The 24,552-nt window shown below is 63.0% G+C and carries 24 protein-coding genes and 1 tRNA gene; 17 read left to right on the forward strand and 8 right to left on the reverse strand.

The window, feature by feature from the left end:
* Positions 1–20: 20 nt before the first annotated feature.
* From J2Y41_RS19660 to J2Y41_RS19675, 4 genes are all read left to right on the forward strand, one after another.
* Complete coding sequence (locus J2Y41_RS19660; RefSeq protein ID WP_309931023.1) at positions 21–1,394, forward strand: amidohydrolase family protein; 1,374 nt, start codon at positions 21–23, stop codon at positions 1,392–1,394.
* Positions 1,391–1,606 carry a hypothetical protein gene (locus J2Y41_RS19665; protein WP_309931025.1) on the forward strand — a complete coding sequence of 72 codons (216 nt, stop codon included), beginning with the start codon at positions 1,391–1,393 and terminating at the stop codon, positions 1,604–1,606. Before J2Y41_RS19660 ends, J2Y41_RS19665 begins: the two co-directional genes overlap by 4 nt.
* Entirely contained in the window at positions 1,603–3,027 is a 1,425-nt protein-coding gene (locus tag J2Y41_RS19670) for an amidase (protein ID WP_309931027.1), read from the forward strand. Before J2Y41_RS19665 ends, J2Y41_RS19670 begins: the two co-directional genes overlap by 4 nt.
* 141 nt (positions 3,028–3,168) lie before the next feature.
* Positions 3,169–4,326 carry a hypothetical protein gene (locus tag J2Y41_RS19675; protein ID WP_309931029.1) on the forward strand — a complete coding sequence of 386 codons (1,158 nt, stop codon included), beginning with the start codon at positions 3,169–3,171 and terminating at the stop codon, positions 4,324–4,326.
* Between the two features lie 98 nt (positions 4,327–4,424).
* Here the strand turns inward: J2Y41_RS19675 and J2Y41_RS19680 are convergent.
* Positions 4,425–4,497, reverse strand: a tRNA-Thr gene (locus J2Y41_RS19680).
* A gap of 217 nt (positions 4,498–4,714) precedes the next feature.
* Here J2Y41_RS19680 and J2Y41_RS19685 point away from each other — a divergent pair.
* Positions 4,715–5,446 carry an HAD family hydrolase gene (locus J2Y41_RS19685; protein ID WP_309931031.1) on the forward strand — a complete coding sequence of 244 codons (732 nt, stop codon included), beginning with the start codon at positions 4,715–4,717 and terminating at the stop codon, positions 5,444–5,446.
* A 21-nt stretch (positions 5,447–5,467) separates the two neighbouring features.
* On the opposite strand, the gene J2Y41_RS19690 is transcribed toward J2Y41_RS19685, so the two are convergent.
* Genes J2Y41_RS19690 through tmk form a run of 3 tightly spaced genes read right to left on the reverse strand, consistent with a single transcriptional unit; the run spans position 5,468 to position 8,909 of the window.
* Complete coding sequence (locus J2Y41_RS19690) at positions 5,468–7,078, reverse strand: alpha/beta hydrolase (RefSeq protein ID WP_309931032.1); 1,611 nt, start codon at positions 7,076–7,078, stop codon at positions 5,468–5,470.
* An 8-nt stretch (positions 7,079–7,086) separates the two neighbouring features.
* Entirely contained in the window at positions 7,087–8,238 is a 1,152-nt protein-coding gene (locus J2Y41_RS19695) for a DNA polymerase III subunit delta' (protein ID WP_309931034.1), read from the reverse strand.
* Positions 8,235–8,909, reverse strand: coding sequence for a dTMP kinase (gene tmk, locus J2Y41_RS19700; protein WP_309931036.1), 675 nt, complete (start codon positions 8,907–8,909; stop codon positions 8,235–8,237). Before tmk ends, J2Y41_RS19695 begins: the two co-directional genes overlap by 4 nt.
* 74 nt (positions 8,910–8,983) lie before the next feature.
* Between tmk and J2Y41_RS19705 the strand changes: the two genes are divergently transcribed.
* Together J2Y41_RS19705 and J2Y41_RS19710 are read left to right on the forward strand one after the other, a co-directional pair.
* Complete coding sequence (locus tag J2Y41_RS19705) at positions 8,984–10,168, forward strand: aminotransferase class I/II-fold pyridoxal phosphate-dependent enzyme (RefSeq protein WP_309931038.1); 1,185 nt, start codon at positions 8,984–8,986, stop codon at positions 10,166–10,168.
* Positions 10,169–10,178: 10 nt separating this feature from the next.
* The gene (locus tag J2Y41_RS19710; protein ID WP_216921243.1) at positions 10,179–10,520 is read left to right on the forward strand and encodes a DUF2516 family protein; all 342 of its coding nucleotides are present in this window, start codon (positions 10,179–10,181) and stop codon (positions 10,518–10,520) included.
* Positions 10,521–10,526: 6 nt separating this feature from the next.
* On the opposite strand, the gene J2Y41_RS19715 is transcribed toward J2Y41_RS19710, so the two are convergent.
* Complete coding sequence (locus tag J2Y41_RS19715) at positions 10,527–11,348, reverse strand: class I SAM-dependent methyltransferase (protein WP_309931042.1); 822 nt, start codon at positions 11,346–11,348, stop codon at positions 10,527–10,529.
* A gap of 131 nt (positions 11,349–11,479) precedes the next feature.
* Here J2Y41_RS19715 and J2Y41_RS19720 point away from each other — a divergent pair, with 131 nt between their 5' ends.
* Positions 11,480–12,226: a phosphoglyceromutase gene (locus J2Y41_RS19720; protein WP_309931043.1), complete on the forward strand. Its 747-nt coding sequence runs from the start codon at positions 11,480–11,482 to the stop codon at positions 12,224–12,226.
* 162 nt (positions 12,227–12,388) lie between these two features.
* Here the strand turns inward: J2Y41_RS19720 and phoU are convergent, their stop codons facing one another.
* Positions 12,389–13,042 (reverse strand): phosphate signaling complex protein PhoU, encoded by a 654-nt coding sequence (gene phoU, locus J2Y41_RS19725; protein ID WP_224094474.1) that lies wholly within the window; start codon positions 13,040–13,042, stop codon positions 12,389–12,391.
* A gap of 199 nt (positions 13,043–13,241) precedes the next feature.
* On the opposite strand from phoU, the gene J2Y41_RS19730 reads away from it, so the two are divergent.
* Both J2Y41_RS19730 and J2Y41_RS19735 read left to right on the forward strand, forming a co-directional pair.
* Positions 13,242–14,480: an ATP-binding protein gene (locus tag J2Y41_RS19730; RefSeq protein WP_309931066.1), complete on the forward strand. Its 1,239-nt coding sequence runs from the start codon at positions 13,242–13,244 to the stop codon at positions 14,478–14,480.
* A 95-nt stretch (positions 14,481–14,575) separates the two neighbouring features.
* The gene (locus J2Y41_RS19735) at positions 14,576–15,256 is read left to right on the forward strand and encodes a response regulator transcription factor (RefSeq protein WP_159704610.1); all 681 of its coding nucleotides are present in this window, start codon (positions 14,576–14,578) and stop codon (positions 15,254–15,256) included.
* A 102-nt stretch (positions 15,257–15,358) separates the two neighbouring features.
* On the opposite strand, the gene J2Y41_RS19740 is transcribed toward J2Y41_RS19735, so the two are convergent.
* Positions 15,359–15,910, reverse strand: a complete 552-nt coding sequence (locus J2Y41_RS19740; RefSeq protein WP_224095159.1) for a hypothetical protein — start codon at positions 15,908–15,910, stop codon at positions 15,359–15,361.
* Between the two features lie 293 nt (positions 15,911–16,203).
* Between J2Y41_RS19740 and J2Y41_RS19745 the strand changes: the two genes are divergently transcribed.
* The 6 genes from J2Y41_RS19745 (at position 16,204) to rlmB (ending at position 21,021) form a co-directional block, all read left to right on the forward strand.
* Positions 16,204–16,686: a CarD family transcriptional regulator gene (locus J2Y41_RS19745; RefSeq protein WP_011690592.1), complete on the forward strand. Its 483-nt coding sequence runs from the start codon at positions 16,204–16,206 to the stop codon at positions 16,684–16,686.
* 66 nt (positions 16,687–16,752) lie between these two features.
* Positions 16,753–17,535, forward strand: coding sequence for a 2-C-methyl-D-erythritol 4-phosphate cytidylyltransferase (gene ispD, locus J2Y41_RS19750; RefSeq protein WP_224094475.1), 783 nt, complete (start codon positions 16,753–16,755; stop codon positions 17,533–17,535).
* Complete coding sequence (ispF, locus tag J2Y41_RS19755; RefSeq protein WP_224166494.1) at positions 17,535–18,098, forward strand: 2-C-methyl-D-erythritol 2,4-cyclodiphosphate synthase; 564 nt, start codon at positions 17,535–17,537, stop codon at positions 18,096–18,098. The genes ispD and ispF overlap by 1 nt, the downstream gene beginning before the upstream one ends.
* On the forward strand, positions 18,091–18,447 hold the full coding sequence (locus tag J2Y41_RS19760) for a hypothetical protein (RefSeq protein WP_224094477.1): 357 nt from the start codon (positions 18,091–18,093) through the stop codon (positions 18,445–18,447). Before ispF ends, J2Y41_RS19760 begins: the two co-directional genes overlap by 8 nt.
* A gap of 35 nt (positions 18,448–18,482) precedes the next feature.
* On the forward strand, positions 18,483–19,952 hold the full coding sequence (cysS, locus tag J2Y41_RS19765) for a cysteine--tRNA ligase (RefSeq protein ID WP_224166495.1): 1,470 nt from the start codon (positions 18,483–18,485) through the stop codon (positions 19,950–19,952).
* A 79-nt stretch (positions 19,953–20,031) separates the two neighbouring features.
* A complete protein-coding gene (gene rlmB, locus J2Y41_RS19770; protein WP_224166496.1) occupies positions 20,032–21,021 on the forward strand; it encodes a 23S rRNA (guanosine(2251)-2'-O)-methyltransferase RlmB in 990 nt (329 codons plus the stop codon).
* A 365-nt stretch (positions 21,022–21,386) separates the two neighbouring features.
* Here the strand turns inward: rlmB and J2Y41_RS19775 are convergent, their stop codons facing one another.
* A complete protein-coding gene (locus J2Y41_RS19775) occupies positions 21,387–22,196 on the reverse strand; it encodes a carbon-nitrogen hydrolase family protein (RefSeq protein WP_309931050.1) in 810 nt (269 codons plus the stop codon).
* Between the two features lie 240 nt (positions 22,197–22,436).
* Here J2Y41_RS19775 and glgX point away from each other — a divergent pair, with 240 nt between their 5' ends.
* Positions 22,437–24,551 (forward strand): glycogen debranching protein GlgX, encoded by a 2,115-nt coding sequence (gene glgX, locus J2Y41_RS19780; protein ID WP_224167459.1) that lies wholly within the window; start codon positions 22,437–22,439, stop codon positions 24,549–24,551.
* Position 24,552 lies beyond the last annotated feature (1 nt).

A 24,552-nucleotide genomic window follows, 5' to 3' on the forward strand; every position in this document is an offset into this window, starting at 1 on the left:
ACTAGCCGAGAGGGGCCTGAATGTCTACGCTCATCCGTGGAGGCACAGTTTTTACGGCGTCCGGCGACACAGTCATCGACGGCGGCGCGGTAGTCATCCGCGATGGCCGCATCGCGGATGTGCTCCACCGATGGGATGCAGGTCAGCCGTTTGACGGCGAAGTCATCGAGGCATCCGGGTGCGTGGTCATGCCAGGCCTGATCAATATCCACACCCACGGAGTGACCCCGGGCCCGCTGTTCCCGAGTGCGGCACCGGCGCTGCCTGCCGAGCGATGGATGGCGAATCTGGACAGGCACCTTCTGGCGGGAACCACCACAGTGCTCAGCCTCTGTGGTTTCGCCTCCATGGACGATGTCCGCGAAGCAGACAAAAGGCACGCCGTACACGTCCGTGGTGCAACGACGCATTTACCGCATTGCTTGCGGGCCGCAACTTTGGCGGATGGCCAGGGTCTCACAACCGAAGCGGGCGAACTCACCGTTGAGGCGATGCTCGACGACGGCGCTGTCGCCATCGGTGAGTTGGGCGGTGGACAAACCCTGGGCGGCGGAGGGCAGGACCTCGTCTACATCCCTGCGGCCATCCAAAAAACCTCCGGCATTCGAGTCACTATTGATCAAGCCCGCCGCATCAAGGAAGCAGTCCTGGGCAGGTTTATCGATACCCGCGCATTTGATCCGGCAGCCCTTGCTGCGGCGGCGCAGGACGCAGGCCTGGCGGACGCCTTCACAGCTACCCAGCTGGCGAAGCTCGTCAGGGACACCGTGATGCCGTCATTTGTCCCGGCCATTGAAGGAATCAGGGAGGGCGTCCGTGCAGCGTCGAAGTTTGGCGTGCCAGCCATCGTGCACAGCGCATCCGCGACCTCCAGCGTCTTAAGGGAACTGATGCCCGAGCTTGCTGGAACGGGAGCCTCGGTGATTGCCGCGCACGCCAACCACCCGTCCCACACGCCGGCCGAGGCCTACGAACTGGCTGTCCTGGGCAGAAAAATGGGTTGGCCGGCCGAGGCTTCAGTGTTTGATCTCCTGCACCGCCGGCGAACGGTGACGACGCGCGAGCACTGGGACTTGCTGCTTCAGGAACCCGGCCTGATCTCGGTCATCGGGACCGACTATGGACACGACGGGGATCATGACGAGCTAATCTCTGCCGTCCAGGATATTGCGGCGCACGGACACCGATCCTTGGCGGGTGCCGTCGCCATGGCAACCTCTGCCGTGGCTGATCTGGTCCCGGGCATCGCACCCGGAACCGGGCGTCTCAAGGCAGGGATGGCCGCGGATGTAGTTGTCGCCAACGCCGGGGATTTCCGGGATGTGCGTTTTGTTCTGGCAGACGGCGTCTGCGTGGTTCGCGCTGGACGGCTCACCCCGGAGGCGCACCGATGAGTCAACCATCCAACAAGGCGCTGCCGTTGAGCAGTCACCAACTGGCAATCGTCCGTGAGCTGGTTGGAGCTTCGATTGCCCAGCAGGACCTTCCCGCGCTGGAGAGTGCCTACCGCGACTTCCGGACTGGGATGGATTCCCTGAAGGCTGCCTTTGAACAGCAAATCCTTTTGGAAAAGGAGACCGACGCAAAACGGGAGGTGAATCCTTGACGGAAGCGTGGGAACTGGGCATCGCGGAAGCAGCTGTACTCATCCGGCGTCGCCACTTGTCCGCTGTTGAACTGCTCGACGCTGTTCTGGATCGTGCCCGGGCCACAGAGGAGTATGCCCAGGCCTGGGCGCATATCGACGAACGCGGCGCACGTGAAGCTGCCCGCATCGCCGATGACCTGGCCGTCGGGGGCCAATTCGCAGGCAGCCTTCACGGGATCCCCATCGGAATGAAGGACGTCATCGACGTCCAGGGGATGCCGACGGAGGCCGGCTCCGAAAGCCTCCGTGGGAACATCGCGCCGGACGATGCCGGAGTGGTACGCCGACTCCGTGAAAGCGGTGCCGTGATCCTCGGGAAGCTTCAAACACACGAGTTCGCCTTCGGACAAGGAACTCCTCCGTCGCGAAACCCTTGGGGCTCTGACCGGTACGCAGGAGGCTCATCCGTTGGATCGGGCGTTGCCGTTGCTGTGGGCTCAATTCCCGGGGCGCTGGGCACTGATACCGGTGGCTCCGTCCGGAACCCGGCCGCCATCAACGGGCTGGTGGGGCTCAAGCCAAGCTACGGCGTCGCTTCTTCCACTGGCGTCCTTCACGTAAGCCACACCATGGATCACGTGGGACCTATTGCCCGGAGCGTCGAAGACTGCGCGGCGCTTCTGGACGGCATGGTGGAGCCACAGGGCGTGGCGCTGCTTGGCGGGCCAGTCTCAGCCCAAATCCGTGACCCCCTTGTTCCGGTCAGGCTTGGGGTGGATCGCAGAATGTGGTCGGAATGGGGAGTTACCGCGGAAGTCACGGAGGCCGTGGAAGGAGCGCTTCGTGTATTCAGGGACCTTGGATTCGAGGTCGTGGAACTTCCGCTTCCCGAGCTTGACCTTGCCCTGCATGCCAGCGTCGCAATCTCTCTTTCCGAAGCTGCCCAGCATCATCGCGTCCGGCTGGGCAGCGCGGCGGAACGATACTTGCCCGCCACCCGCATCATGATCGAAACAGGTGCGCTGGCTTCCGAGGAGGACCTTCACCTGGCGTGGCAGGTAAGGGCGCACCTCCGGTGGTTCTTGCCGCGCGCCATGGCACAGGCTGGAGTGCAGGGACTCGTGTCACCTACGCTGCCGACGATCGCCCCCTTGGCTAAGACGATGTCCTCTGAACTGACTGGTTCCCCCGGAGAGGATTCCCTTTCGGCTGCCCTTCGCATGCTCTCAGCTGCGAATCTGACCGGCATGCCCGGGGTGAGTGTTCCCTGTGGCTTCTCAAACGGGCAGCCCGTTGGCCTGCACATCATGGGACCGGAACACACCGATGCCAGGGTCCTCGCGATCGCCCAAGCCTATGAGCGCGCCACGCAGTGGCACCAACAGGTGCCGGTTCACGTGTTGCCGCTTGCCATCGCCAAGGGAATGCCCGGATCCTGACGGCACATATGAACCGTGGTTCTTCGTTGCCATGGGTTCCGTGCCGGAGGAGACTTGAACCGGCGGCGTCGCGTGTCGTGCCGCCCGCGGGGCCATCCGGCTGCGGGGCCTGGCAGCACCCAGTAGCGGCTTGGTATATCGATGAGCTCCAGGACACCCCTTGTACAGGCTGTCTGCCCGTCTGACTACCGTTTTGCCCGCAACGCAGAGGGAGGCTTCCATCCCCGCTACCGATACTGGCGGGACATGGAGCGTCAGCGTGTGGCGGCGCTCATTGTCAGCCTGGGATTGGTGTTTTCGTTGAACGCCTGCACCTATGAGGAGCCGGTAGGGGAGGAATCGCTGCCCGGCTTTGTCTCTCCCGCGCCCCCGGTCCCGGTCCCGGACCCGGAACCAACTGCTGCCGCGCGGCAGGATTGGGGCCCCGATGGGCTGTTCTACACGGATACCGGAATCCCGTATACGGGAGAAAACAAATGGGTGTCGGCAGTTGGTGTGGCATCGTTTACAACGACTTCCACTGGGGTGGTGTACGTCGATGCTGGGTCGTCGGGCGTTGTGTGGGAAGACTGGGAGCATGCTGCCAGAGCCATCGGACGGCAGCCCTGGCTGGAACCCAACGGCACCCGCGTGGGCCATCAGTGGGGTGAGTTCCGGGAAATAGTCGGGAACCCCAGCCATGACCTGGTCTCCTGGGTCGAAACAACGGACGGACACCGCGGGGACATCGTCATAGTGCAGCCAAGTACAGGGAAAGTGCTCGCCCGCGCCGGAATCAATTCACCTCCCGAGCATGGTGTGATCTTCGGATCGATAGATGATGCCGCGCTCTACTACGCAACCTCGCCTGGCGGAGGCACAATCGCGAAGGTGTGGGTTTGGCGGTGGGCCGAAGGTGCGGCTCCCCAAGCCAGCAACCTTGATGTTGCCGACGTCAGCGGTGACACCTGGGCGGTAGTGAGCGAAGATCGGATCAATTTCCAGAGCGCCGACGGAACCGTCCTGTCATCGGTCCACACGTCCTATGGAGACCGCACGGCATTCGGTAGCGGCCTCAGTCCTGATGGACGGTTCTGGTACGCACCGGCTTATGACCTGATCGTCGAGACGGCGACCGGCGCAACCGTCAAGATCGGACGCGATTTCCAGCAACGTTACGGTTGGGCCGGACCTGAAGAGTTGACCCTCATCGGCCCAGGGATCTCAGTTTGTTCTGCAATAACGGGGATATGCGAGGGACCATTCAAGTCCAGGAAGACGGCAAACTTCGTCAACCACTTTGGGCTTCCAGTCAACTAAGCGAGACCAGAGCCTCGCCGTAGGCACAGGCAGCGGCTTCATTCGAGAAAAACACGAGAACCCCCGGGAATCCTTTGATTTCCAGGGGTTCTCTACCGAGCTTCCTATCAGAATCGAACTGATGACCTTTTCATTACGAGTGAAACGCTCTACCGACTGAGCTAAGGAAGCACCGCGTCCATCACCGGTTTCCCGGGCGATCACGCAAGACATAACTGTAATAGAGGCACCGCGCCCGGGTCAAAACGAGGGCGGCGGCGGCCGTTGCGGGGATGTTCACTTGCACGTCGGGCCGGGTTCAGGCGGCCTTTTCCCGGCCGCCGGAGGCTGGGAAATCAACGGTGGCGGTTATATCCAGCCACGCAAAACCAGCCGAAGGAGCCGCGCAATGACCGGGGACGCAATGACCAGGGATACCAGCCACACCCACACGCGGCTGCGGCTGGCTGTGGTGGACATGGTGGGAACCACCATTACCGACAATGGGCGCACGGAGCGGGCGTTGTCCCGGGCGTTGGCAGAGCATGGCGTAGAACCAGGCAGCACCCGCTTCGAGAGCATGCTCGGTTATGCACGTGACACCATGGGCTTCTCGAAAATGGCCGTCTTTGGGGACCTTTTTGGTGACCCTGGTGTAGCAGAGAGCGCGAACAAGGCCTTCGAGAGGGCTTATGACGAGTTGATTGAGGACGGTGGTATCCGTGCTATTCCCGGTGCGGAGGATGCCATTATCTGGATGCGGCAGTCCGGCATGCAGGTGTGCCTTGCCACAGGCTTTGGCCGTCACACGCAGAACATGGTCCTGGAATCACTGGGCTGGATGGGTTTGGCGGACCTCAGTTTGTGTCCGGCAGATGCCGGACGGGGCCGCCCCTTCCCTGACATGATCCTGACGGCGTTGCTGGCTTTGGACCTGGACGATGTTCGTGAGGTGGCCGTCATCGGAGACACCAGCTCAGACATGCTCTCGGGCGTTCGCTCAGGTGCTTCGCTGATTGCCGGAGTCCTCACAGGCTTCCACTCCGAGGCGACGCTGCGCGCAGCGGGCGCCACCGTCGTCGTGGATTCCATCAAGCAGCTCCCGCTCCTGCTGGAGAAGAGGGAGGCCAGGCGCGTCTAGCACGCATAGGTCACGGTCGGCCTAGCACTGGAGCCCGTCCTGCGGCAGCTTTCCGTCAACAAAGTAATCGTCGACGGCGGTGCTGACGCATGAGTTCGAGCGGCCGTAGGCTGTGTGCCCTTCGCCTTCCCACGTGACCAGAGAGGCATTTTCAAGCTGTTTGCGCAGCGACTGCGCCCACTCCAAGGGGGTGGCCGGGTCTCCCGTGGTGCCGATAACGACAATGGGGGCGGAGCCGGTGTAATCCACGGGAGCAGGCGTGCGGGTGTTCTTGTAGGGCCAGTCCTTGCAGGTGACCCCGCCGTAGGCGAAGAATGCGCCGAAGGTCGGAGATTCCTGCTTAAGGCGGGTTTCCTCCGCCCTCATGCCAGCGGTATCAGTGACCATTGGGTAGTCGAGGCAGTTGATGGCCTGGAACGCGAATGCCGAGTTTGAACTGTACGTACCATTGGCTTCGCGGTCGGCCCCGAGATCGGCGATGCGCATCATCTGGGACACGTCGCCGGAGAATGCGCTGTCCAGGGCCTGGGTCAATGCCGGCCAGCTTTGGTTGTCATAGAGCGGGAGGAAGAGCCCGTTGACAAACTCGGTCCCTGTCACCAGCCTTCCGTCCTTGGCTGTTTGCGGGTTCTGGTCCACTGCGTTGATGAGATCCCTGATTTCCTGGATTCCATTATCAACGGAGCCGCTGAGGGGGCATTCCTTTTGACGAAGGCAGTCGTCCACGTAGGTGCGGAGGGCCTTTTCAAAGGCTCTTGCCTGCCCCGCAGTCAGTTCCTCGTTGCTGATGGACGGGTCCACGGCACCGTCAAGCACGAGGTGCCCGACGTTCTCCGGGAACAGCGAGGCGTAGGCGGAACCCAGGAAAGTACCGTAGGAATAGCCCAGGTAATTGAGCTTGGCATCGTTGACGACGGCACGCAGGACGTCCAGGTCCTTGGCAGCACTGACGGTATCAATGTGTTCGAGCACGGGTCCGGTCTTCTCGACGCACTTCTCAGCCAAGGACTTGTTGAAGGCCAATGCCGCCGCCAGGCCCTGGTCCGTTTCCTTCCGGAATACTTTCTCGCGCGCGGCGTCCCGTTCGGCATCCGACATGCAGGTGACCGGAGCGGACCGCTTGACGCCGCGGGGGTCGAAGCCCACCACGTCGAAGTTGGCCCGGAGCTTCTCGGTGAAGTGCGTGTTTCCCGCATCCTTGACGAAGTCGACACCGGAGCCGCCCGGACCTCCCGGATTGACCAGGATGGAACCCTTCTTGGTGCCCGTGCTGGGCAATTTGATGGCGGACAGCGTGATTTCGGCGGAGTCCGGATTGCCGTAGTCCAAGGGAACCTTCACTTCAGCGCACTGGAACCCATCCTCACATGAGCTCCATTTCACGGACTGCGAATAATACTTTTCGAGTCCCTTAGGCGCCGAGGCCGCAATGGACGGGTCAACAGTGCTGGTGCTCGGCTTCGCAGTAGGTGTTGGCAGGAAAGGCAACGAGCAGGCACTGAGCACCAGCAGGGAGGCAAGGGCCAAGCAGAGGGCCGCGAAACCCCGCAGCCTGGCACCCCCGCCCGCAGCAGGCTGGACAGACCGGTCCCTTGAACGGGCACCGGCGGGCCGGCGAAGTGCGGACTTCATGCATTCTCCTATTGCTGGATGAGGCTCGTCGCCATGGACTCGACCGCCAACAGCGGCGCAACATTGGTGGTGGTAATGCGGACACGGGCCTTGTTGATCGCGTCCATCCGGGCGAGGGTCGCTTCCGGGGTTGAGCGGGCGGCGTATTCTTCAAGATCGCTCTTGAGCTCAACGTTGACCAGCTCCACTGCGTTCCCCAATTGGATGATCAGGACGTCCCGGTAGAAGGACAACAGATCGGTCAGCGTGCGGTCCAGGGAGTCCGTGATGGAGCGCTTGGCACGGCGTTTTTGGTCGTCCTCAAGCTGCCTCACCTGACTCCGCATTGAGGGTGGCAGCGTGCCCGACTCTGGTGCGCCGAGGCTTGCCAGGAGCGCAACTTTCTCGGCCGCGTCGCGTTCATCATTGGAGCTGTTGGCTTCATCGGTGGCGATCTTGACGAGTTTCTCCGCCATCATCACCGCTGCCGTAACCCCACGGAGCCCCAGGGGGATGCGAACCGTTTCGAGACGGCGTTCGCGGGCGTCCGAGTCCCGGGCGAGGCGGCGGGCAATCCCGATGTGGCTTTGCGCGGCACGGGCAGCCCGGTCCGCGAGTTCAGGATCAATGCCGTCGCGCCTTACCAGCAATGCCGCGACGTCGGACGCTGGCGGAAGTCGCAGGCTGACGGGACGGCACCGCGAGCGGATGGTAACCAGTACGTCTGCCGGCGATGGGGCGCACAGCATCCAGATGGTACGCGGAGTTGGTTCCTCGATGGCCTTCAAGAGGACGTTGGTGGTTCGTTCCGCCATACGGTCCGCGTCCTCAACGATGATGATCCGCCATCGGCCAGTGGCGGGCCGGTCACCGGCCTTTGATACTAGTTCGCGGGCTTCGTCAATGGTGATGGTGACTTTTTCGGTTCGCACGAACGTGACATCCGAATGGGTCTCGCCCAGGATCGTGTGGCACGCCGCGCACTCGCCGCAGCCACGCAAAGTGACGTCGTCCTGCTCGCAGTTCAGCGCGGCAGCGAAGGCCTTGGCAGCATTGGAACGGCCCGATCCCGGAGGGCCCGTGAACAGCCAGGCATGGGTGAGGCCGGTTTCGCCCTGCGCTGCCTGCTTGAGCTGGGCAACGACCGGCGCCTGGCCTTGGAGGTCGTCCCAAACGCTCACAGGTGGTTCCCGGAAACACGCTCGTCCAGCCCGCGCTCAGCCAGCAAGGATTCCACCCGTTCGAGGATCTGCGCGGCCAGCGTCGAGATGTCTGATTTGGCAGGTAACACCAGGTAATCCGGGGGAGCAGCAGCGGCGAGATCAAGGAAGGCGTGGCGGATGGTGGAATGGAACACGTCAGGCTCCGATTCCAAACGGTCCTCAGCAGCCGCACCGGCGGTGCGGCGTTCGCGGCCGTCGGAGGGCTCGACGTCGAGCAGTACAGTCAGGTCCGGATGCAGGCCTTCCGTGGCCCATTCGTTGAGGGACAAAACACCCTCTGCCCCGAGCCCGCGGCCAACACCTTGATAGGCAACGGACGAGTCAATGTAGCGGTCCGTGATGACCACACGACCGGCTGCGAGCGCCGGACGGATCACCTGGCTGGCGTGCGCTGCCCGGGCCGCCGCGAACATCAGGGCCTCTGTGCGGGCATCGATGGTGCCGTGGCCATGGTCCAGCACAAGGGAGCGCAGCTTTTCTCCGATGGGCGTGCCGCCGGGTTCGCGCGTGCGCACCACGGACAGGCCCCGCGATTCGAGGGCATCGCAGAGCCGGGCAGCCTGGGTGGACTTGCCCGCTCCATCTCCGCCCTCGAAAGCAATAAAAAGGCCGGGGCTCTGAATACTCACCTGTCTAGCCTACCGATCAGGGGCAAACCGTAACGGCTTTCATCCACAGGCTCGCCCACGACTACCCTGAAACCATGAGCCTTTCCGATCAGCGCGCAGCCGATTTGTCCCCGGAAACCGTTGTGGTGGCTGCGGGCCGCCCCGAGCGCAAACACGATGAACCGGTGAATCCGCCCATCGTCCTGTCCTCCACATACTTTGGAACTGGTTCTCTTGGCGACGGCGATCGCGGCTATGGCCGCTACGCCAACCCCACCTGGGACCCGTTCGAGGACGCCCTGGGCAAGCTGGAAGGCGCAACGCTGCCCGGCTTGCTCTACGCATCCGGGCTCGCCGCAGTCAGCTCGGCTCTCTCCTTGGTACCGGCCGGTGGAGTTGTCGTCATGCCAACACACAGCTACTCAGGTTCCTTGGTGATGGCGACTGAACTCGCGGAGAAGGGCTTCCTGGAGCTCCGTCTCGTGGACATTGCGGACACGGACGCCGTGAAGGCGTTGATCAGCCCGGAAGAGGGCAAAGCCGCGGACCTGCTCTGGCTGGAAAGCCCCACCAACCCCATGCTTGGCATTGCCGACGTCCGGGCGCTCACCGACGCCGCCCACGCTGTGGGCGCGATCGTGGTCACGGACAACACTTTCTCCACTCCCTTGGTGCAGCAGCCGCTGAGCCTGGGCTCCGACGTCGTGCTGCACTCGGTGACCAAATACCTGGCCGGCCATTCCGACGTCGTACTGGGCGCCTTGGTGACCTCCAACCCGGAACTGCGGGCCACGCTCCTGCACCACCGCATCATCCACGGCGGCATCGCCGGGCCGTTCGAAGCGTGGCTGGCGTTGCGCGGACTGCGCACCCTCGCGCTGCGGATCGAGCGTTCGCAGGCCTCCGCGGCAGTGCTCGCCGAGCGCCTCAGCACCCATCCGAGGGTAGAGTCCATCCGTTATCCGGGCCTCCCCACGGATCCGGGGCATGAGCGCGCCAAGGACCAGATGAAGGGATTCGGTTCCATCCTGTGCATCCAGATCGCAGGTGACGAGTCCCGCAGCGGCGCTGACGCCGCCGACGAACTGGTCCGTGCGCTCCAGCTCTGGCTCCCGGCGACATCCTTGGGCGGGGTTGAGTCGCTGATCGAACGTCGACGCCGGCACACGGCTGAGCCGGTCAGTGTCCCCGAGAACCTGGTCCGTTTAAGCGTGGGAATCGAGAACGTGGAAGACCTCTGGTCCGACCTCGAGCAAGCACTGAAGTCGCTGGACGGTTAGGCTAAGGGGCGTGGACGGAAAATTCTTGATCGCGATTGTCACCAACGCGGTCTACTTCATCCTTGGCTTGGTGGCCGTTGTCCTTGAGCTGTGGGCGTTTGTGGATTGTTTGCGCCATCGCCCAACCCTGTTCGTGGCCGCATCCAAGCGCACCAAGACGTTCTGGTTGGCCCTCACCGGCGTTGCTTTTGCCATCGGTGCGTTGACCCTCTTGAGCGGTGGAAGCGGTCTCGGCCTGTTCGGCATTGCTGCAGTAACCGCATCCTGCGTCTACCTTGCTGACGTTCGTCCAGCAGTCCGCGAAGCAGGCAGCGGCGGCAACCGCAACGTCGGTCCCTACGGACCCTGGTAAACAACGCTACTTCGGCGCAACCGCGTCCCACGCCACCGTAACTTCACCCAGACGCCACCGAGACGGGCCATCCTGAAGCGGCCACCCGGCGTCGCGCAGTAAGCGGCACATTCCCGTCCAGCGCTGCCGGTTGCCGAACGATGCCAGTGGCGCGACCTCCAGCCATGCCTTGTCCATGGCCCGCAGGAACGTATGGATGGGTTCGCCCGGCACATTCCGGTGGATAAGGGCTTTAGGCAGCCGCTCGGCCATTTCCGACGGCAGCTCAAAACTGCCGAACCGCACCGAGAAACCAAGGCTCAAGGGGCGGTCACGGTCCAAGGCCACCCACGTGACACACCGGCCGATCTCGTCGCAGGTGCCATCGATGAACAGGCCACCCGGAGCCAGACGGGACTGAACCAGGCTCCAGATCCCGGCCACGTCCGCCTCCTCATACTGACGGAGCACATTGAAGGCCCGCACAAGTATGGGGTCGCCGGGAACCGGCACTTCGAACCCACCTACGTGGAAGCTGAGCCCGGGGCGTTCCAGCGCCTTGGCAGTACGCGCCCTCTCTGGCTCAATTTCGATCCCGCAGACGCGCACATCCGAACGGACGGCCTGCAGCCGTTCAAACAGTTCGACGGCGGTGGCCGGCGAGGCGCCATAGCCCAGGTCCACAACCAAGGGGTCGACGGCGGCGCGGAGCCGCCATGCCTGCGGACCGGCGAGCCACCGATCCAAACGGCGCATGCGGTTGGGGTTCGTGGTGCCGCGGGTGACGTTGCCAACAGGCTTCCCACTTCGACTTCGGGAAGTACTCACCCGTTCCGCTTTTTGCACCACGGCCCCACTTTATCGTGCAACGCGGGGTCACTTACGGCCCATGCGGAGCGGCTTTATGGGCCGTAAGTGACCCCGCGTTGAGAAACGTAACGCCCGGCAAGGCACAGGACCCCTCGGCTAGGATGAAAACCATGACTTACAAGCTGATTCTGCTGCGCCACGGCCACAGCGACTGGAACGCCAAGAACCTGTTCACCGGTTGGGTGGACGTTGACCTGAACGACCAAGGCCGCGCCGAAGCAGTGCGCGGTGGGGAACTCCTGGTTGAGAACGACATCCTCCCGGACATCCTGTACACCTCGCTCTTGAAGCGGGCCATCAACACCGCCAACATTGCCCTGGACAAGGCCGACCGCGGCTGGATCCCGGTCAAGCGCGACTGGCGCCTCAACGAGCGCCACTACGGTGCGCTGCAGGGCAAGGACAAGGCCCAGACTCTCGCCGAGTTCGGCGAAGAGCAGTTCATGGAATGGCGCCGCAGCTACGACACCCCGCCGCCGCCCCTGTCGGACGACAGCGAATTCTCGCAGGCACACGACGTCCGCTACAAGGACCTCGGTGACGCCCTCCCGCGGACCGAATGCCTCAAGGACGTCCTGGTCCGCCTCCTCCCGTACTGGGAATCGGACATCAAGGAAGACCTCAAGGCCGGCAAGACCGTCCTGGTTACCGCGCACGGCAACTCCCTGCGCGCGCTGGTCAAGCACCTGGACGGCATCAGCGACGAGGCCATCGCTGGACTGAACATTCCCACGGGCATCCCGCTGGTGTATGAACTGGACGAGGACTTCCAGCCGATCAACCGGGGCGGCACGTACCTGGACCCCGAGGCGGCAGCAGATGCGATCCTCGCTGTAGCGAACCAGGGTAAGAAGTAGGCTCTACGCTACTGCCGCGGCGGCTGCCCGGTCGTTCCTCCCTTGGACGCAGCCTGCCCGCGGCAGCAGCTACGTAGTGTGTTAACGACGGCGGCCGGTCACCCCAGGTGACCGGCCGCCGTTGCTGTTATGCAGGGAGTCGCTGTTTATGCAGGGACGGGCTTAGAAACCCTCAGGCTGCCATTCGCCCGTGACGAGGTATGTAACCTTGCGGGCAACGGAAACGCCGTGGTCCGCGAAGCGCTCGAAGTAGCGGCTGGCCAGGGCCACATCCACCGTGGTGGAAGCAGTTTCGTTCCAACCAGGGGAAGCAATCGCCTTGAAGACGCTCAGGTGGAGGTCGTCCACGGCGATGTTGATCTTGAGGATGTCACGGGCCACCTCAAGGTTGCGGGTCTCGAGGAGTTCGGTGACCTTGGCCGTGATGTCGATGTCGTGCTGGGCCATCGCCTTGAAGGTCTGGGTCAGGGACGTCGGGATGACAGTGGAGGGGTAGCGCAGGCGGGCGAGTTGCGCCACGTGGCGGGCGAGGTCGCCCATGCGCTCCAGCGACGCACTCATACGGAGCGAACCAACAATCATGCGCAGGTCGCTGGCGACGGGACCTTGCAGGGCGAGGATGTCGATGGCGCGTTCGTCGAGGCTGTTCTGCAGGAAGTCGATGCGCGCGTCTGCCGCGATGACGTCCTGGGCAAGATCGACGTCGGCGCCTTCGAAGGCAGTGGTGGCCTTCGTGATTGCTTCGTGAACCAGTTTGGAAATCTCGACGAGGTCGTCACCGACCTGGGTGAGCTCCTCCTGAAAAACCTTGCGCACTAAGGCGTCCTTTCCTTGGAAATCCTGTCCCATGGTGGGGTACGGATTTCAAAAACCATTGGCAGTCCAACCACTAACTGTGTCAGGAGCCAGTGAACGGTTGCGCACCTTTAGATGAACGTTAGTTGAACCGCCCCCGTTTGGCACCGGATCAACACTTTGGCGTGATTCCAGAGCATAAGCTGGACATGTGGATCCGTTGCTTATAGGTGTCGTTGCAGGCCTGGTTGGCCTGTCGCTGGGCGTCTTTGGCATGCTCGCTTTCAGGATCAGCGAGCGGCAACGCAGGATCGTGGACCTCGATGTTACCGAACCCCTGCTTCCGGAAGGTGCAGCGGAAGTGCTTGCCGTCGTCGGGCGCGCGTTTGTGGTGGTCGATGCGATCGATGGCGTGGTCCGCGCGAGTCCAGCAGCGTACGCTTACGGCCTGGTTCGCGGCCACACTGTGGTTCATAAGCAGCTCCTGGACATGACTGCAAAGGTCCGCCGCGATGGCGTGATTCTGGAGCAACAATACGAACTTCCCCGGGGGCCCCTCGGCAAGGGCACCATCGTGGTCCAGGTGCGGGCAGCCATGCTCGGGTGGGAGTACATCCTGCTGCTCGCCGACGACCGAACCGAGATCACCCGCACCGAGGAGATCCGCAACGACTTCGTGGCCAACGTCTCCCACGAACTAAAGACGCCAGTGGGCGCTATTTCGCTCCTGGCCGAGGCATTGGAAGCCTCGCCTGACGACGAAGAAGCCGTGCGCCGCTTCGCCAAACGCATGCATAAGGAATCCGGACGCCTCGCGGCGCTGGTCCAGGACATCATTGAGCTTTCCCGGCTCCAGGGCGCAAATGTTGCCCAGCAAGGCCACACGGTGGACATCAACACTGTGATTACCGAGGCAGTGGACCGCTCGCAGCTCCCGGCCGAGAGTAAGAACATCCAGATTGTTGTAGGTGGCCATTCAGACTCCCTGGTGTTCGGTGACAGGGACCTGCTGGTCACCGCCCTGCGCAACCTGATCGACAACGCCATCCGCTACTCGCCGGAGAACACCCGCGTAGGCGTCGGAGTCCGGACGCGGGAGGGCGTGGTCGCTATTTCAGTCACGGACCAGGGCGAGGGCCTGACCCCCGAGGACCAGGAACGGGTCTTCGAACGCTTCTACCGGGTGGACGCTGCCCGCTCCCGGCATACCGGTGGCACCGGCCTGGGCCTCAGCATCGTCAAGCACGTTGTGTCCAACCATGGTGGCGAAGTCACAGTGTGGTCCCAGCCTGGTCAAGGTTCAACGTTCACCATCCGGTTGCCCGAGATGGAAGGCCAGGACGACGACGCCGGCCTCCCGGCGTCCGCTGCCACCGCGGCTCCGTCTCCTGAACTTCCGGCGGCGGGTGCCGCCGTCGCACCCCACCACACGACTCAGCAACCGCATCATGCGAATTAATCCGCATCCTGCGAATTAACCGCATCACGCGAATCAACCCGTCACGCTAATCAACAAGGGGGCGCCAGCGGCGCCCAAGAGCAAGGAGCCAGCGCTTGAGCAGGATTTTGATAGTGGAGGACGAAGAGTCCTTCAGCGACCCCCTGTCCTACCTTTTGGGCAAAGAGGGTTTCGACGTCGAGGTAGTGGACAACGGCACCGACGCCTTGGTGGAATTCGACCGGAACGGTGCCGACCTCGTCCTGCTGGATCTCCAACTGCCCGGAACACCGGGGACGGAAGTGTGCCGTCAACTGCGCCAACGTTCCAGCGTGCCGGTCATCATGTTGACCGCCAAGGACTCGGAGATCGACAAAGTTGTGGGCTTGGAGTTGGGTGCCGACGATTACGTCACCAAGCCATACTCCTCCCGCGAACTCGTGGCGCGCGTGCGCGCAGTGCTCCGCAGGCAGGGCGAGCCCGAAGAGCTGATCACCTCCACAGTGCAGGCCGGACCCGTCCGGATGGATATCGAACGCCACGTGGTGAGCGTGAACGGCGAGCAGGTGTCACTGCCGTTGAAGGAATTTGAACTCCTAGAAATGCTGCTGCGCAATTCCGGACGTGTGCTCACCCGGGGCCAGCTCATTGACCGCGTGTGGGGTTCAGATTACGTGGGTGATACCAAGACGCTCGATGTCCACGTAAAGCGACTGCGTAGCAAGATTGAGCCGGATCCGTCCGCTCCAAGGTACTTGGTGACGGTGCGTGGACTGGGCTACAAGTTCGAGCCGTAAAGCTTCAAACAGCTGACCGTCGGCCAGCAGACAACGACAAAGGAAGGGTTCCGCCGCAGCGGAACCCTTCCTTTATTGTCGTTGCTTGCAGCGCGCGGCCTGCTAGTGGCCGGCAGCTGCAGATTCGGTGTGCGTCGGCGTCGGCGTTGCCGTGGAAGTGGAAGACGGAGTTGCCGAGGCGCTGGAGGAGGGCAGGTACTCCTTGTACTCCGGCAGCGTGCCGTCAACCACGGGAACGTTGATCGTTGCGGAGTCCGAACCGCTGCGAATGGTTACCGGGCTCAGTCCGCCGGGCCTGGTGCCTGCGGTGCTAAGGACCGCGGCGTCGGCTTCGTCGTTCAGGTACGTCTCCGAGTTGGCCTTGACCGGGATTTCCGTCTGGGCGCCATTGGCACCACTGATGGTCAGGGTGGCATCCGAGCTGGACTTGTTGAACACGGCGCCGATTACGCGGCCCGGCTGGTTCTCGCCTGAAGCGACGATCAGCATGTTGCGCAGCTCAAGCTGGCCGAGATCTGCTTTGACCCCGTCCGATGCTGAGTACTGGTGGGAAGTCTGCTGGGCGTTGACGAAGCCACAGCCGGTTACGGACAGAAGACCGACGCCGATTGCAGCCGCCGCAATTGCCAGCTTGCCGCGCTGGACAGGGTTCATCGCAGTAATGCGCACGACACCTACTCCTCAAGAGTCATTGGAACACTTTTCAGCCATAGCCTATCGGCAAAGCGGCCGAAATAAGGATTCGAGAAGGCATTGTGGCGAACGCGACCGGGAAGATCCGACGCGCTCCTTGCTTCCGTGAAGCATCTTTCCTGGCTCGCGTCAAGGGGTATCGCGAGCCCCTTTGGGGCCTATTTCCCTTTATTGGCGCGGCTGGACAGCCCGTCGGGTGCCAGTCGTATGCCTTAATCGTGATAGACTAGTCTGCGGGAAAGGGGAAAGTCCACATGGTTTTTGAGGTCGGCGAGACAGTAGTTTACCCTCACCACGGTGCAGCAAAAATTGAGGAAATCAAGATGCGCACCATCAAGGGCGAAGAGAAGATGTATCTCAAGCTCAAGGTGGCTCAGGGTGATCTGACCATTGAAGTTCCAGCAGAGAACGTTGACCTTGTTGGGGTCCGGGACGTAGTGGGCAAAGAAGGCTTGGAGCACGTATTTGACGTTCTCCGCGCCGAGTTCACTGAAGAGCCTACCAACTGGTCACGTCGTTACAAGGCAAACCTGGAGAAGCTTGCTTCGGGCGATGTCATCAAGGTGGCGGAGGTCGTTCGCGATCTTTGGCGTCGTGATCACGATCGCGGCCTTTCCGCAGGTGAGAAGCGCATGCTGGCCAAGGCGCGGCAGATTCTGATTTCAGAACTGGCCCTGGCTGAGAAGACAGACGAAGAGAAGGCAGCAAGCGTTCTCGACGAAGTCTTGGCTTCCTAAGAATTGATGCCCGGTGGTGCGAAAGCGCCGCCGGGTTTCTTTTTGCCACAAAGTACTCTTGTCACCATGAGTATTCCTTCCAAGCGCGCTGTTACGGCGGTAATCGTGGTGGCTGCCGGCTCGGGCGAGCGCCTCGGCTATGGCATGCCCAAAGCCAAAGTTCCGCTGGGTGGCGAAACCATCCTGATGCACGCCCTCCGTGGCGTAGTCGCTGCCGACGTCGCACGCCAGATCTGCGTCGCCGTGCCCAAGGGGGATGCGGAACTCCGCCAACTGATCGCCGCGTTCACGGTTGAACTGGTAGACGGTGGCCCTGAGGTGACAGTTGTCGACGGCGGCTCCACCCGTGCCGATTCCGTCCGCGCCGCTTTGGCTGCTTTGGAAGAGGGGACAGAAGCCGTCCTGGTCCATGACGCAGCCCGCGCATTGACCCCCGAGCGCGTATTCCAGCGCGTGGCCGATGCTTTGGCCTCCGGCGCCAAGGCCGTCATTCCAGCCATGCCTGTGGTGGACACCATCAAGACCGTCGCTGAGACCAACGGCCCGGACTCCTCCATCGCTCCGGAAGTTGTCACTGGAACAGCGCCCCGTGAACAGCTCAGGGCAGTCCAGACGCCCCAAGGTTTCGACCTCGCTACGTTGCGCCGCGCGCACGACGCCGCCGGGCTCTTCGATGACAAACAGGCCGCCGCAGTCACCGATGACGCCATGCTTGTTGAGCTTCTGGGCGTTCCGGTCCACGCCGTCCGCGGGGCCAGCCAGTCGCTGAAGATCACCACGCCCCTGGATCTCATCATTGCCGAGGGCCTCCTCGAGGGCCCCCTTGGAATGCGCTGGGTGGAAGGCTGATGGCCGCCCAGCAAGCTGCGGGCCTTGCCGGCAACGTGATACTTCCCCGAACCGGAATCGGCGTCGACGTGCACGCATTCGCGCCGGAGGACGATCCCCAGCCGCTCTGGTTGGGTGGCCTCTTTTGGGAAGGTGAGCAGGGGCTCTCCGGACATTCCGACGGCGATTGCGTCGCCCACGCGGCTGCCGACGCCCTGTTTTCCGCCTGTGGAATAGGTGACCTCGGCACCCACTTCGGAACGGACCGGCCCGAGTTCGCCGGCGCCTCCGGGGTCAAGCTGCTCGATGAGGCTGCACGGATAGTCAGGGCCGCAGGGTTCGAGATCGGCAATGTCGCCGTGCAGTTCGTAGCCAACCGCCCCAAGTTCGGCCCCCGCCGGGAAGAATCCCAAAAGGTCCTGAGCGAAGCTGCAAACGCGCCCGTCAGCGTCACAGCCACCACCAGCGATGGCTTGGGATTTACTGGCCGCGGCGAGGGAATTTCTGCGGTTGCCACCGCCCTCGTTTACCCCGTCAACGGAGCAATCCAGCCGGGTTCCACTGAAGGTGGGCTGAATGCTTAAGGTGCGTTCCGGCGTCGTGCGTTACGCCGCGCTGTTGTCCGCGGCCGTGACTTCTGCGCTCCTGCTCGGGGGCTGTGCAGGGACACCGAAGATGGATGTGAAGGCCAGTTGCGAGTTCCTCAACAACGACACCTTCAAGCCCGATGGCAACCAACAGCAGCAGTCCAAGCAGATCGCTGCCCACTATCACGAGATCGCAGACAAGCTGGCTCCGGAAATTGGCGATCCCATCAAGGAGATGGCCGCCATCATGGACAAAGCCGCGGCGTCGTCGCTCGGGGCGGCAACGCAGGAACAGCAACAGCAGCTGACCGTGCACTTCAACAAAATCGGCGAGTACTGCAAGTAGGCAAGTCATGGCGCGTCATCGGCTAATCTGGAGCGGTGACCCTGCGCTTCTATGACACCGCCTCCGCCGAAGTCCGCGACTTCGTTCCCCTCGAAGATGGCAAGGCCAGCGTGTACTACTGCGGGGCTACCGTTCAGGGGATGCCCCACGTAGGGCACGTCAGGTCCGCAATCGCGTTTGACCAACTGACGCGCTGGCTTGAATTCCGTGGGCACCGCGTCACGGTAGTGCGCAACGTCACGGACATCGACGACAAAATCCTGGCCAAGTCCGAGCAATCCTTCGGTCCCGACTGGGCCGCCGAGCCGACAGCGCGGAAGGACGAGGAGTGGTGGGCTCTGGCTTACCGCTACGAGCAGGAATTCGAGAACGCCTACGAATCCCTCGGCGTCCAGCGCCCGACGTACGAGCCACGAGCCACCGGGCACATCCCGGAAATGCATGCGCTGATCCAGCGGCTGATCGACCGCGGCCATGCCTACCCCGCCCTGGACGACTCCGGAGACGTGTACTTCGACGTGCGCTCCTGGAGCAAATACGGATCGCTGACGCGGCAGAACATTGATGACATGCAAGGCGCCCCCGACGCCGACCCTCGCGGCAAGAGGGATCCGCGCGACTTCGCGCTGTGGAAGGGTTACAAAGACGGCGAACCCGTCACTGCCAAATGGGAGTCCCCCTGGGGAGCCGGACGCCCAGGGTGGCACCTCGAATGCTCCGCCATGGTCACCAAATACCTGGGCACGCGCTTCGACATCCATGGTGGGGGATTGGACCTCCGATTCCCGCACCACGAAAACGAGATGGCCCAGTCCCAGGCCGCAGGCGATGAATTCGCCAATTTCTGGATGCACAACGGCATGGTCACCTACGAGGGCGAAAAGATGTCCAAGTCCATCGGCAATACGGTGAGTCCTGCCGAGATGCTTGACCTGGCCTCGCCCCGCGTGGTCCGGTACTACCTTGGCCAGGCCCACTACCGATCCGTACTGGACTATCGACCCACATCGCTGCAGGAAGCAGCGGCCGCCGTCGAACGCATTGATGGCTTTATCGCCAAAGCCGCCGCGAAGGTGGGGCAGCAACTCAGTGAGCCGAAGAGCTACGCCGAGGATGCGCAGGCCGCGATGCCGGCCGCCTTCATCGCGGCCATGGATGATGACCTCAACGTCCCGCAGGCGCTCGGCGTCCTGCACGAGACCGTTCGGGCCGGCAACACAGCCCTGGCTGCCGGGGACCTGGGCGCCGTAAAAGACGCTCTCTCCAGCGTCCACGCCATGACAAATGTCCTTGGCCTGGACGCCGTGAAACGGCCGGAGGCCGTGCAGAGCCGCGAACACGCGGCACTGGAAATTTTGGTGGAAGCGCAGCTTGAGGCCCGCGCCGCAGCCAGGGCCAACAAGGACTGGGCCGCGTCCGACGCCATCCGCGACACCCTCGCGGCCGCCGGAGTCGTCGTCGAAGATGGTGCGGAAGGCGCTACCTGGAGCCTGAAACGCGACTGACAAACCGCCGCCACCGCCGAATTGCATTGGGTCAGTAGACTGGAATGCAGACTCATTAATTTCAAGCAAGGTGGACAGAATGGCCAACCACGGTCGCCCGGGTGCAATCCGCAAGAGCAAGAAGGGCCCCTCCACGGGTACCGGAGGCCACGGTCGCAAGGCCCTCGAAGGCAAGGGGCCCACCCCCAAGGCCGAGGACCGGACCTACCACAAGGCGTACAAGAACAAGCAGCTTTCCGAGCGTTCAGCCGCCAAGCGCGGTCCTGCGCGCCCGGGAAGCGGCGCCCGCTCCGGCCCCAAGGGCCGCGCAACTGAAGAGCTGGTCACCGGCCGCAACTCGGTTGTGGAAGCGCTGCGCGCCGGCATCCCTGCAAAGGCCCTGCATGTTGCCATCCGCATCGAAATGGATGACCGCGTCAAAGAGTCCCTCAAGCTTGCGGCAGAGCGCGGCATCCCGCTTCTGGAAACCGGCAAGCCCGAACTGGACCGCATGACCGAGGACGCAGTCCACCAAGGTCTCGTCCTGCAGATCCCGCCGTACGAGTACGAGGACGCCTACGACCTCGCAGAGACCACCATCGCCAAGTGGAAGAAGGGGCACATCTCCAACGCCCCGATCTTCGTTGCACTCGACGGCATCACCGATCCCCGCAACCTCGGTGCGATCATCCGTTCCGTCTCCGCGTTCAGCGGCCACGGTGTCATCGTTCCCGAGCGCCGGTCCGTCGGCGTCACGGCTTCCGCTTGGAAGACCAGCGCCGGTGCCGCAGTCCGCGTACCCGTGGCCCGCGCGTCGAACCTAAACAACGCCCTCAAGCAGTTCAAGAACATGGGCATCTACGTGCTCGGCCTGGACGGCGACGGCGACGTCTCGCTGCCCGACCTCACCGTAGCAACCGAGCCCGTCTGTATCGTAGTCGGGTCCGAAGGCAAGGGCCTCAGCCGCCTCGTGCGCGAAAACTGCGACCAGATCGTCTCGATTCCGATCGACTCCGCCATGGAATCGCTCAACGCGTCCATGGCCGTGGGCATCTCGCTGTACGAAGTCTCGAGGCAGCGCGCAAGCTAATCCCCCAAGGCGCCGCAAGCGCCATCCTCCGCGGGCTGCTCCTCCGTCGTTTTGACGCACGCTTCCGGATGGCCCCAGCGGCGCCCTTGGATGCTCTCTCACTTCCCGCGGGTTTTTGAAGGATCTTCTCTCACTTCCTGCCCATTTTCGGCCAACGCTCTCTCACTTCATGCTGGTGGGGGAGCGTTTGCTGCCTTCTGGAATGACGACGACGGCGGCATCCGGCCCGGGCGGTCCGGTCCCCTTTGAAAAGGGGATGTGAGAGAAGATCGGCCAGAAGCCCGTTGGATGTGAGAGAAGATCGGCCAGAAGCCCGCTGGATGTGAGAGAAGATCGGCCAAAAACCCGCTGGATGTGAGAGAAGATCAGAATTCGCGGCGGTTTGCCAGGACCGGGAGCTTTTGGCGGGCTTCTTCCACCACTGCGGGGTCGAGGTCGGCGAAGAGGAGGCCGGGTTCGCCGTCGAGCGCTTCCACGACCTGCCCAAAGGGGGACACGACGGCGGAGTACCCGACGCCCGTGGGCGCGGCACCCTTGACCTCAACACCTTGCGTAGCAGGATCTCCTTGGCCGCAGGCAAGCACGAACGTCGTGGTGTCGACCGCCCGGGCGCGGGACAAGAGCTGCCATTGATCGGCCTTTCCCGGTCCGGCTCCCCACGATGCCGCCACGATGTTTACAACGGCTCCGCGCAACGCGTTGGCAGTGAACAGTGCGGGGAAACGGATGTCGTAGCAGGTGGCCAAACCAAAGGTGACGCCGCCGACGTCGAACGTCACTGGGTCTGTTCCCGCCTCAACCGTGTCCGACTCAGCGAAGCCGAACGCGTCGAAGAGGTGGATCTTGTCGTAGCTGGTCTCTACGCCGGGGCCTGTGACCAGGAGAGTGTTCCGCACGCGGCGCGCGCCGGAATCCGAAGCTGAGCCAGGCGTAAACATGCCAGCCACGATCACCAGCTGAAGTTCGTCAGCCAGCTCGCGCACCCGGCCCGCCCAGGGGCCGTCGAGAGGTTCGGCGATGTCCAGCAGGGAGTTGCCGAACGCGCGCATCATTGCCTCGGGAAAAACGACAAGCTCAGCGCCGCCGTCCTTGGCACGGCGGGCGTACTCCTCCAAAAGCCGCAGATTGTCAGCCAGGTCCCGGCCGGTGATGACTTGAGCGAGTGCAACGCGCACGATTGAACCTCCAGTTCTGTCCAGTCCCAGTATGGCAAGGCTGCCGCCAACACACAGCCGCGGCGACACATTCGGGGGAGGGGATACGGGTGTGCTGTTGCCCGGTCCAGAGCGTTCCAGCACGTGAGCGGCCCGGAACGATCCCCGCGGCCGGTACCTGCCGGAAATTTGACGTGGTGGGCGCCGTCACACGGGCGGCCAACTCAGCACTCATCCTGTATGGAACTAAACTTGCAAGCAATGGTTATGCCTATTTTGGACCCAGCAGCCGCCCTGGATGCATCGCGCCCCAGGCCCCTCGGACTGAGCGAGCCCCAGCCCGATTTCTTTGATGCCGTCACGCAGCAGACAGACAACGTCAACGTCGCAGTGTTTGCTCCGGACCTGGAACGCGTTGAGGTCGCATACCAAGCGCCCGGTGATGGTTGGCGGGTTCACACCCTTCCCAATCTGGAGGACGGTGTGCACTTTGGCATCGTCAGCGGCATGCCGCCGGGCACGCGGTACGGATTCCGCGCTGCTCCACCCGAGGGCGGGCTGCCGATGTCGGTACCGGCACTGGATGTTGACGACGACGACGAACAGTCCTTGTTGCTGGATCCCTATGGTCGCGCCGTGGATCAGCGGGGCGAATTCCTCACGAGCGTCCACATGGCAACGGATTTCGACTGGGGCGATGACGCGCCGCCGCGGACGCCGATGCGTACGTCCGTAATCTACGAAGCCCACGTTCGTGGCCAGACGATGCTTCACCCGGACATCCCGGAACACCTCCGCGGCACCTATGCCGGAATGGCACACCCAGTGATGATCCAGCACCTGACTGAGCTTGGAATCACTGCGGTGGAACTCCTGCCCATCCACTTCCATCTGGACGAGTCACACCTCCAGGACCTGGGCATGACGAACTATTGGGGATACAACACCGCGGCCTACTTTGCCCCTCACTCCGACTACGCCACAGAGGCTGCGCGGAACGCGGGTCCCCACGCTGTGCAGGACGAGCTGAAGGGCATGATCAAGTTGCTCCATGCCGCCGGCATCGAGGTCATCCTGGACGTGGTCTACAACCACACCGCGGAAGCCGGACCGGACGGGCCTGCGCTGAGCTTCCGCGGCCTCGCGGAGAAGCGCTACTACCGGCACGATGCGCATGGACGGTATCTGGATACCACCGGTTGCGGCAACACCCTGGACTTCAGTGATCCCGTGGTGGTGGACCTTGCCTTGGATTCCCTGAGGTACTGGGTGAATGACTTCCACGTGGACGGCTTCCGCTTCGACCTCGCCGTGACCCTGTGCCGGGACGCGGGCAACCAATTCGACCCCAACCACCCCTTCCTGCAGGCCATTGCCGAGGATCCCGTCCTGTCAGAGGTCAAGCTCATCGCCGAGCCTTGGGACGTAGGTTACGGCGGCTGGCAGACAGGGCGGTTCCCGCCGGGGTGGTCAGATTGGAACGATCATTTCCGCGACGGCGTCCGGCGCTTCTGGCTGTCGGACCGTGCCGCGATTGAGGCCGGCGGCCAAGGCGGCTCAGTCGCGTCGCTGGCTGAGCTGATGGCGGGTTCGGCGAGCCTGTTCGCGCCGTCCGGCCGAACGCGCCTGGCCTCGGTCAATTTCATCACGGCACACGACGGCTTCACGCTCAAGGACTTGGTGAGCTACGACCGAAAGCACAACGAGGCCAACGGTGAGCAGAACCGCGACGGCCACGGAGACAACCGCAGCTACAACCATGGCTTCGAAGGCCGTAGCGAGGACGAAGAAATCGTGGCCGCCCGGGCGCTCTCCGTCCGGAACCTGATGGCCACCTTGTTGTTGTCCATCGGCGTCCCCATGATCACCGCTGGTGATGAGATCGGGCGAACGCAGCACGGGAACAACAATGCGTACTGCCAGGACAATCCCACGGCATGGCTGGACTGGAGCCGGACCCAGGAAGCCAACGCCATGTTCCAGACCACCAGGGAGCTTGTCAGGCTTCGCCGGTGGTTCCTGCGCCACCAGCCTGAGAGCTTCCCCGCCCACGCGAATGATTCCAGCCTGCAATGGTTCGACGACAAGGGAAAGCGCATGACGCCCGCGCGTTGGAATGATCCCAACGCGCGCTCCATTCAGCTCCTGATGGGTCATGAGGACAGCGAAATCCGGGGCCTGATCGTGGTGAACGGCAGCAACCAGGACGTAAAGATGGTGCTTCCCGAGATCCTGAGCGAAACCGGCATCGGCAAGCGTATGTTCGAACTCCGGTTCACAACGTCGGTGCTGCATGAACGCCGGAAGGGTGCGCTGGTGGCGTCGGGCGAGCGGGATATCCTGCAGGCCAACACCATCAACGTTTATCGCACGTAGG

Origin of the sequence: Arthrobacter sp. 1088, assembly GCF_031455315.1 — a bacterium.
Lineage (GTDB): Bacteria > Actinomycetota > Actinomycetes > Actinomycetales > Micrococcaceae > Arthrobacter.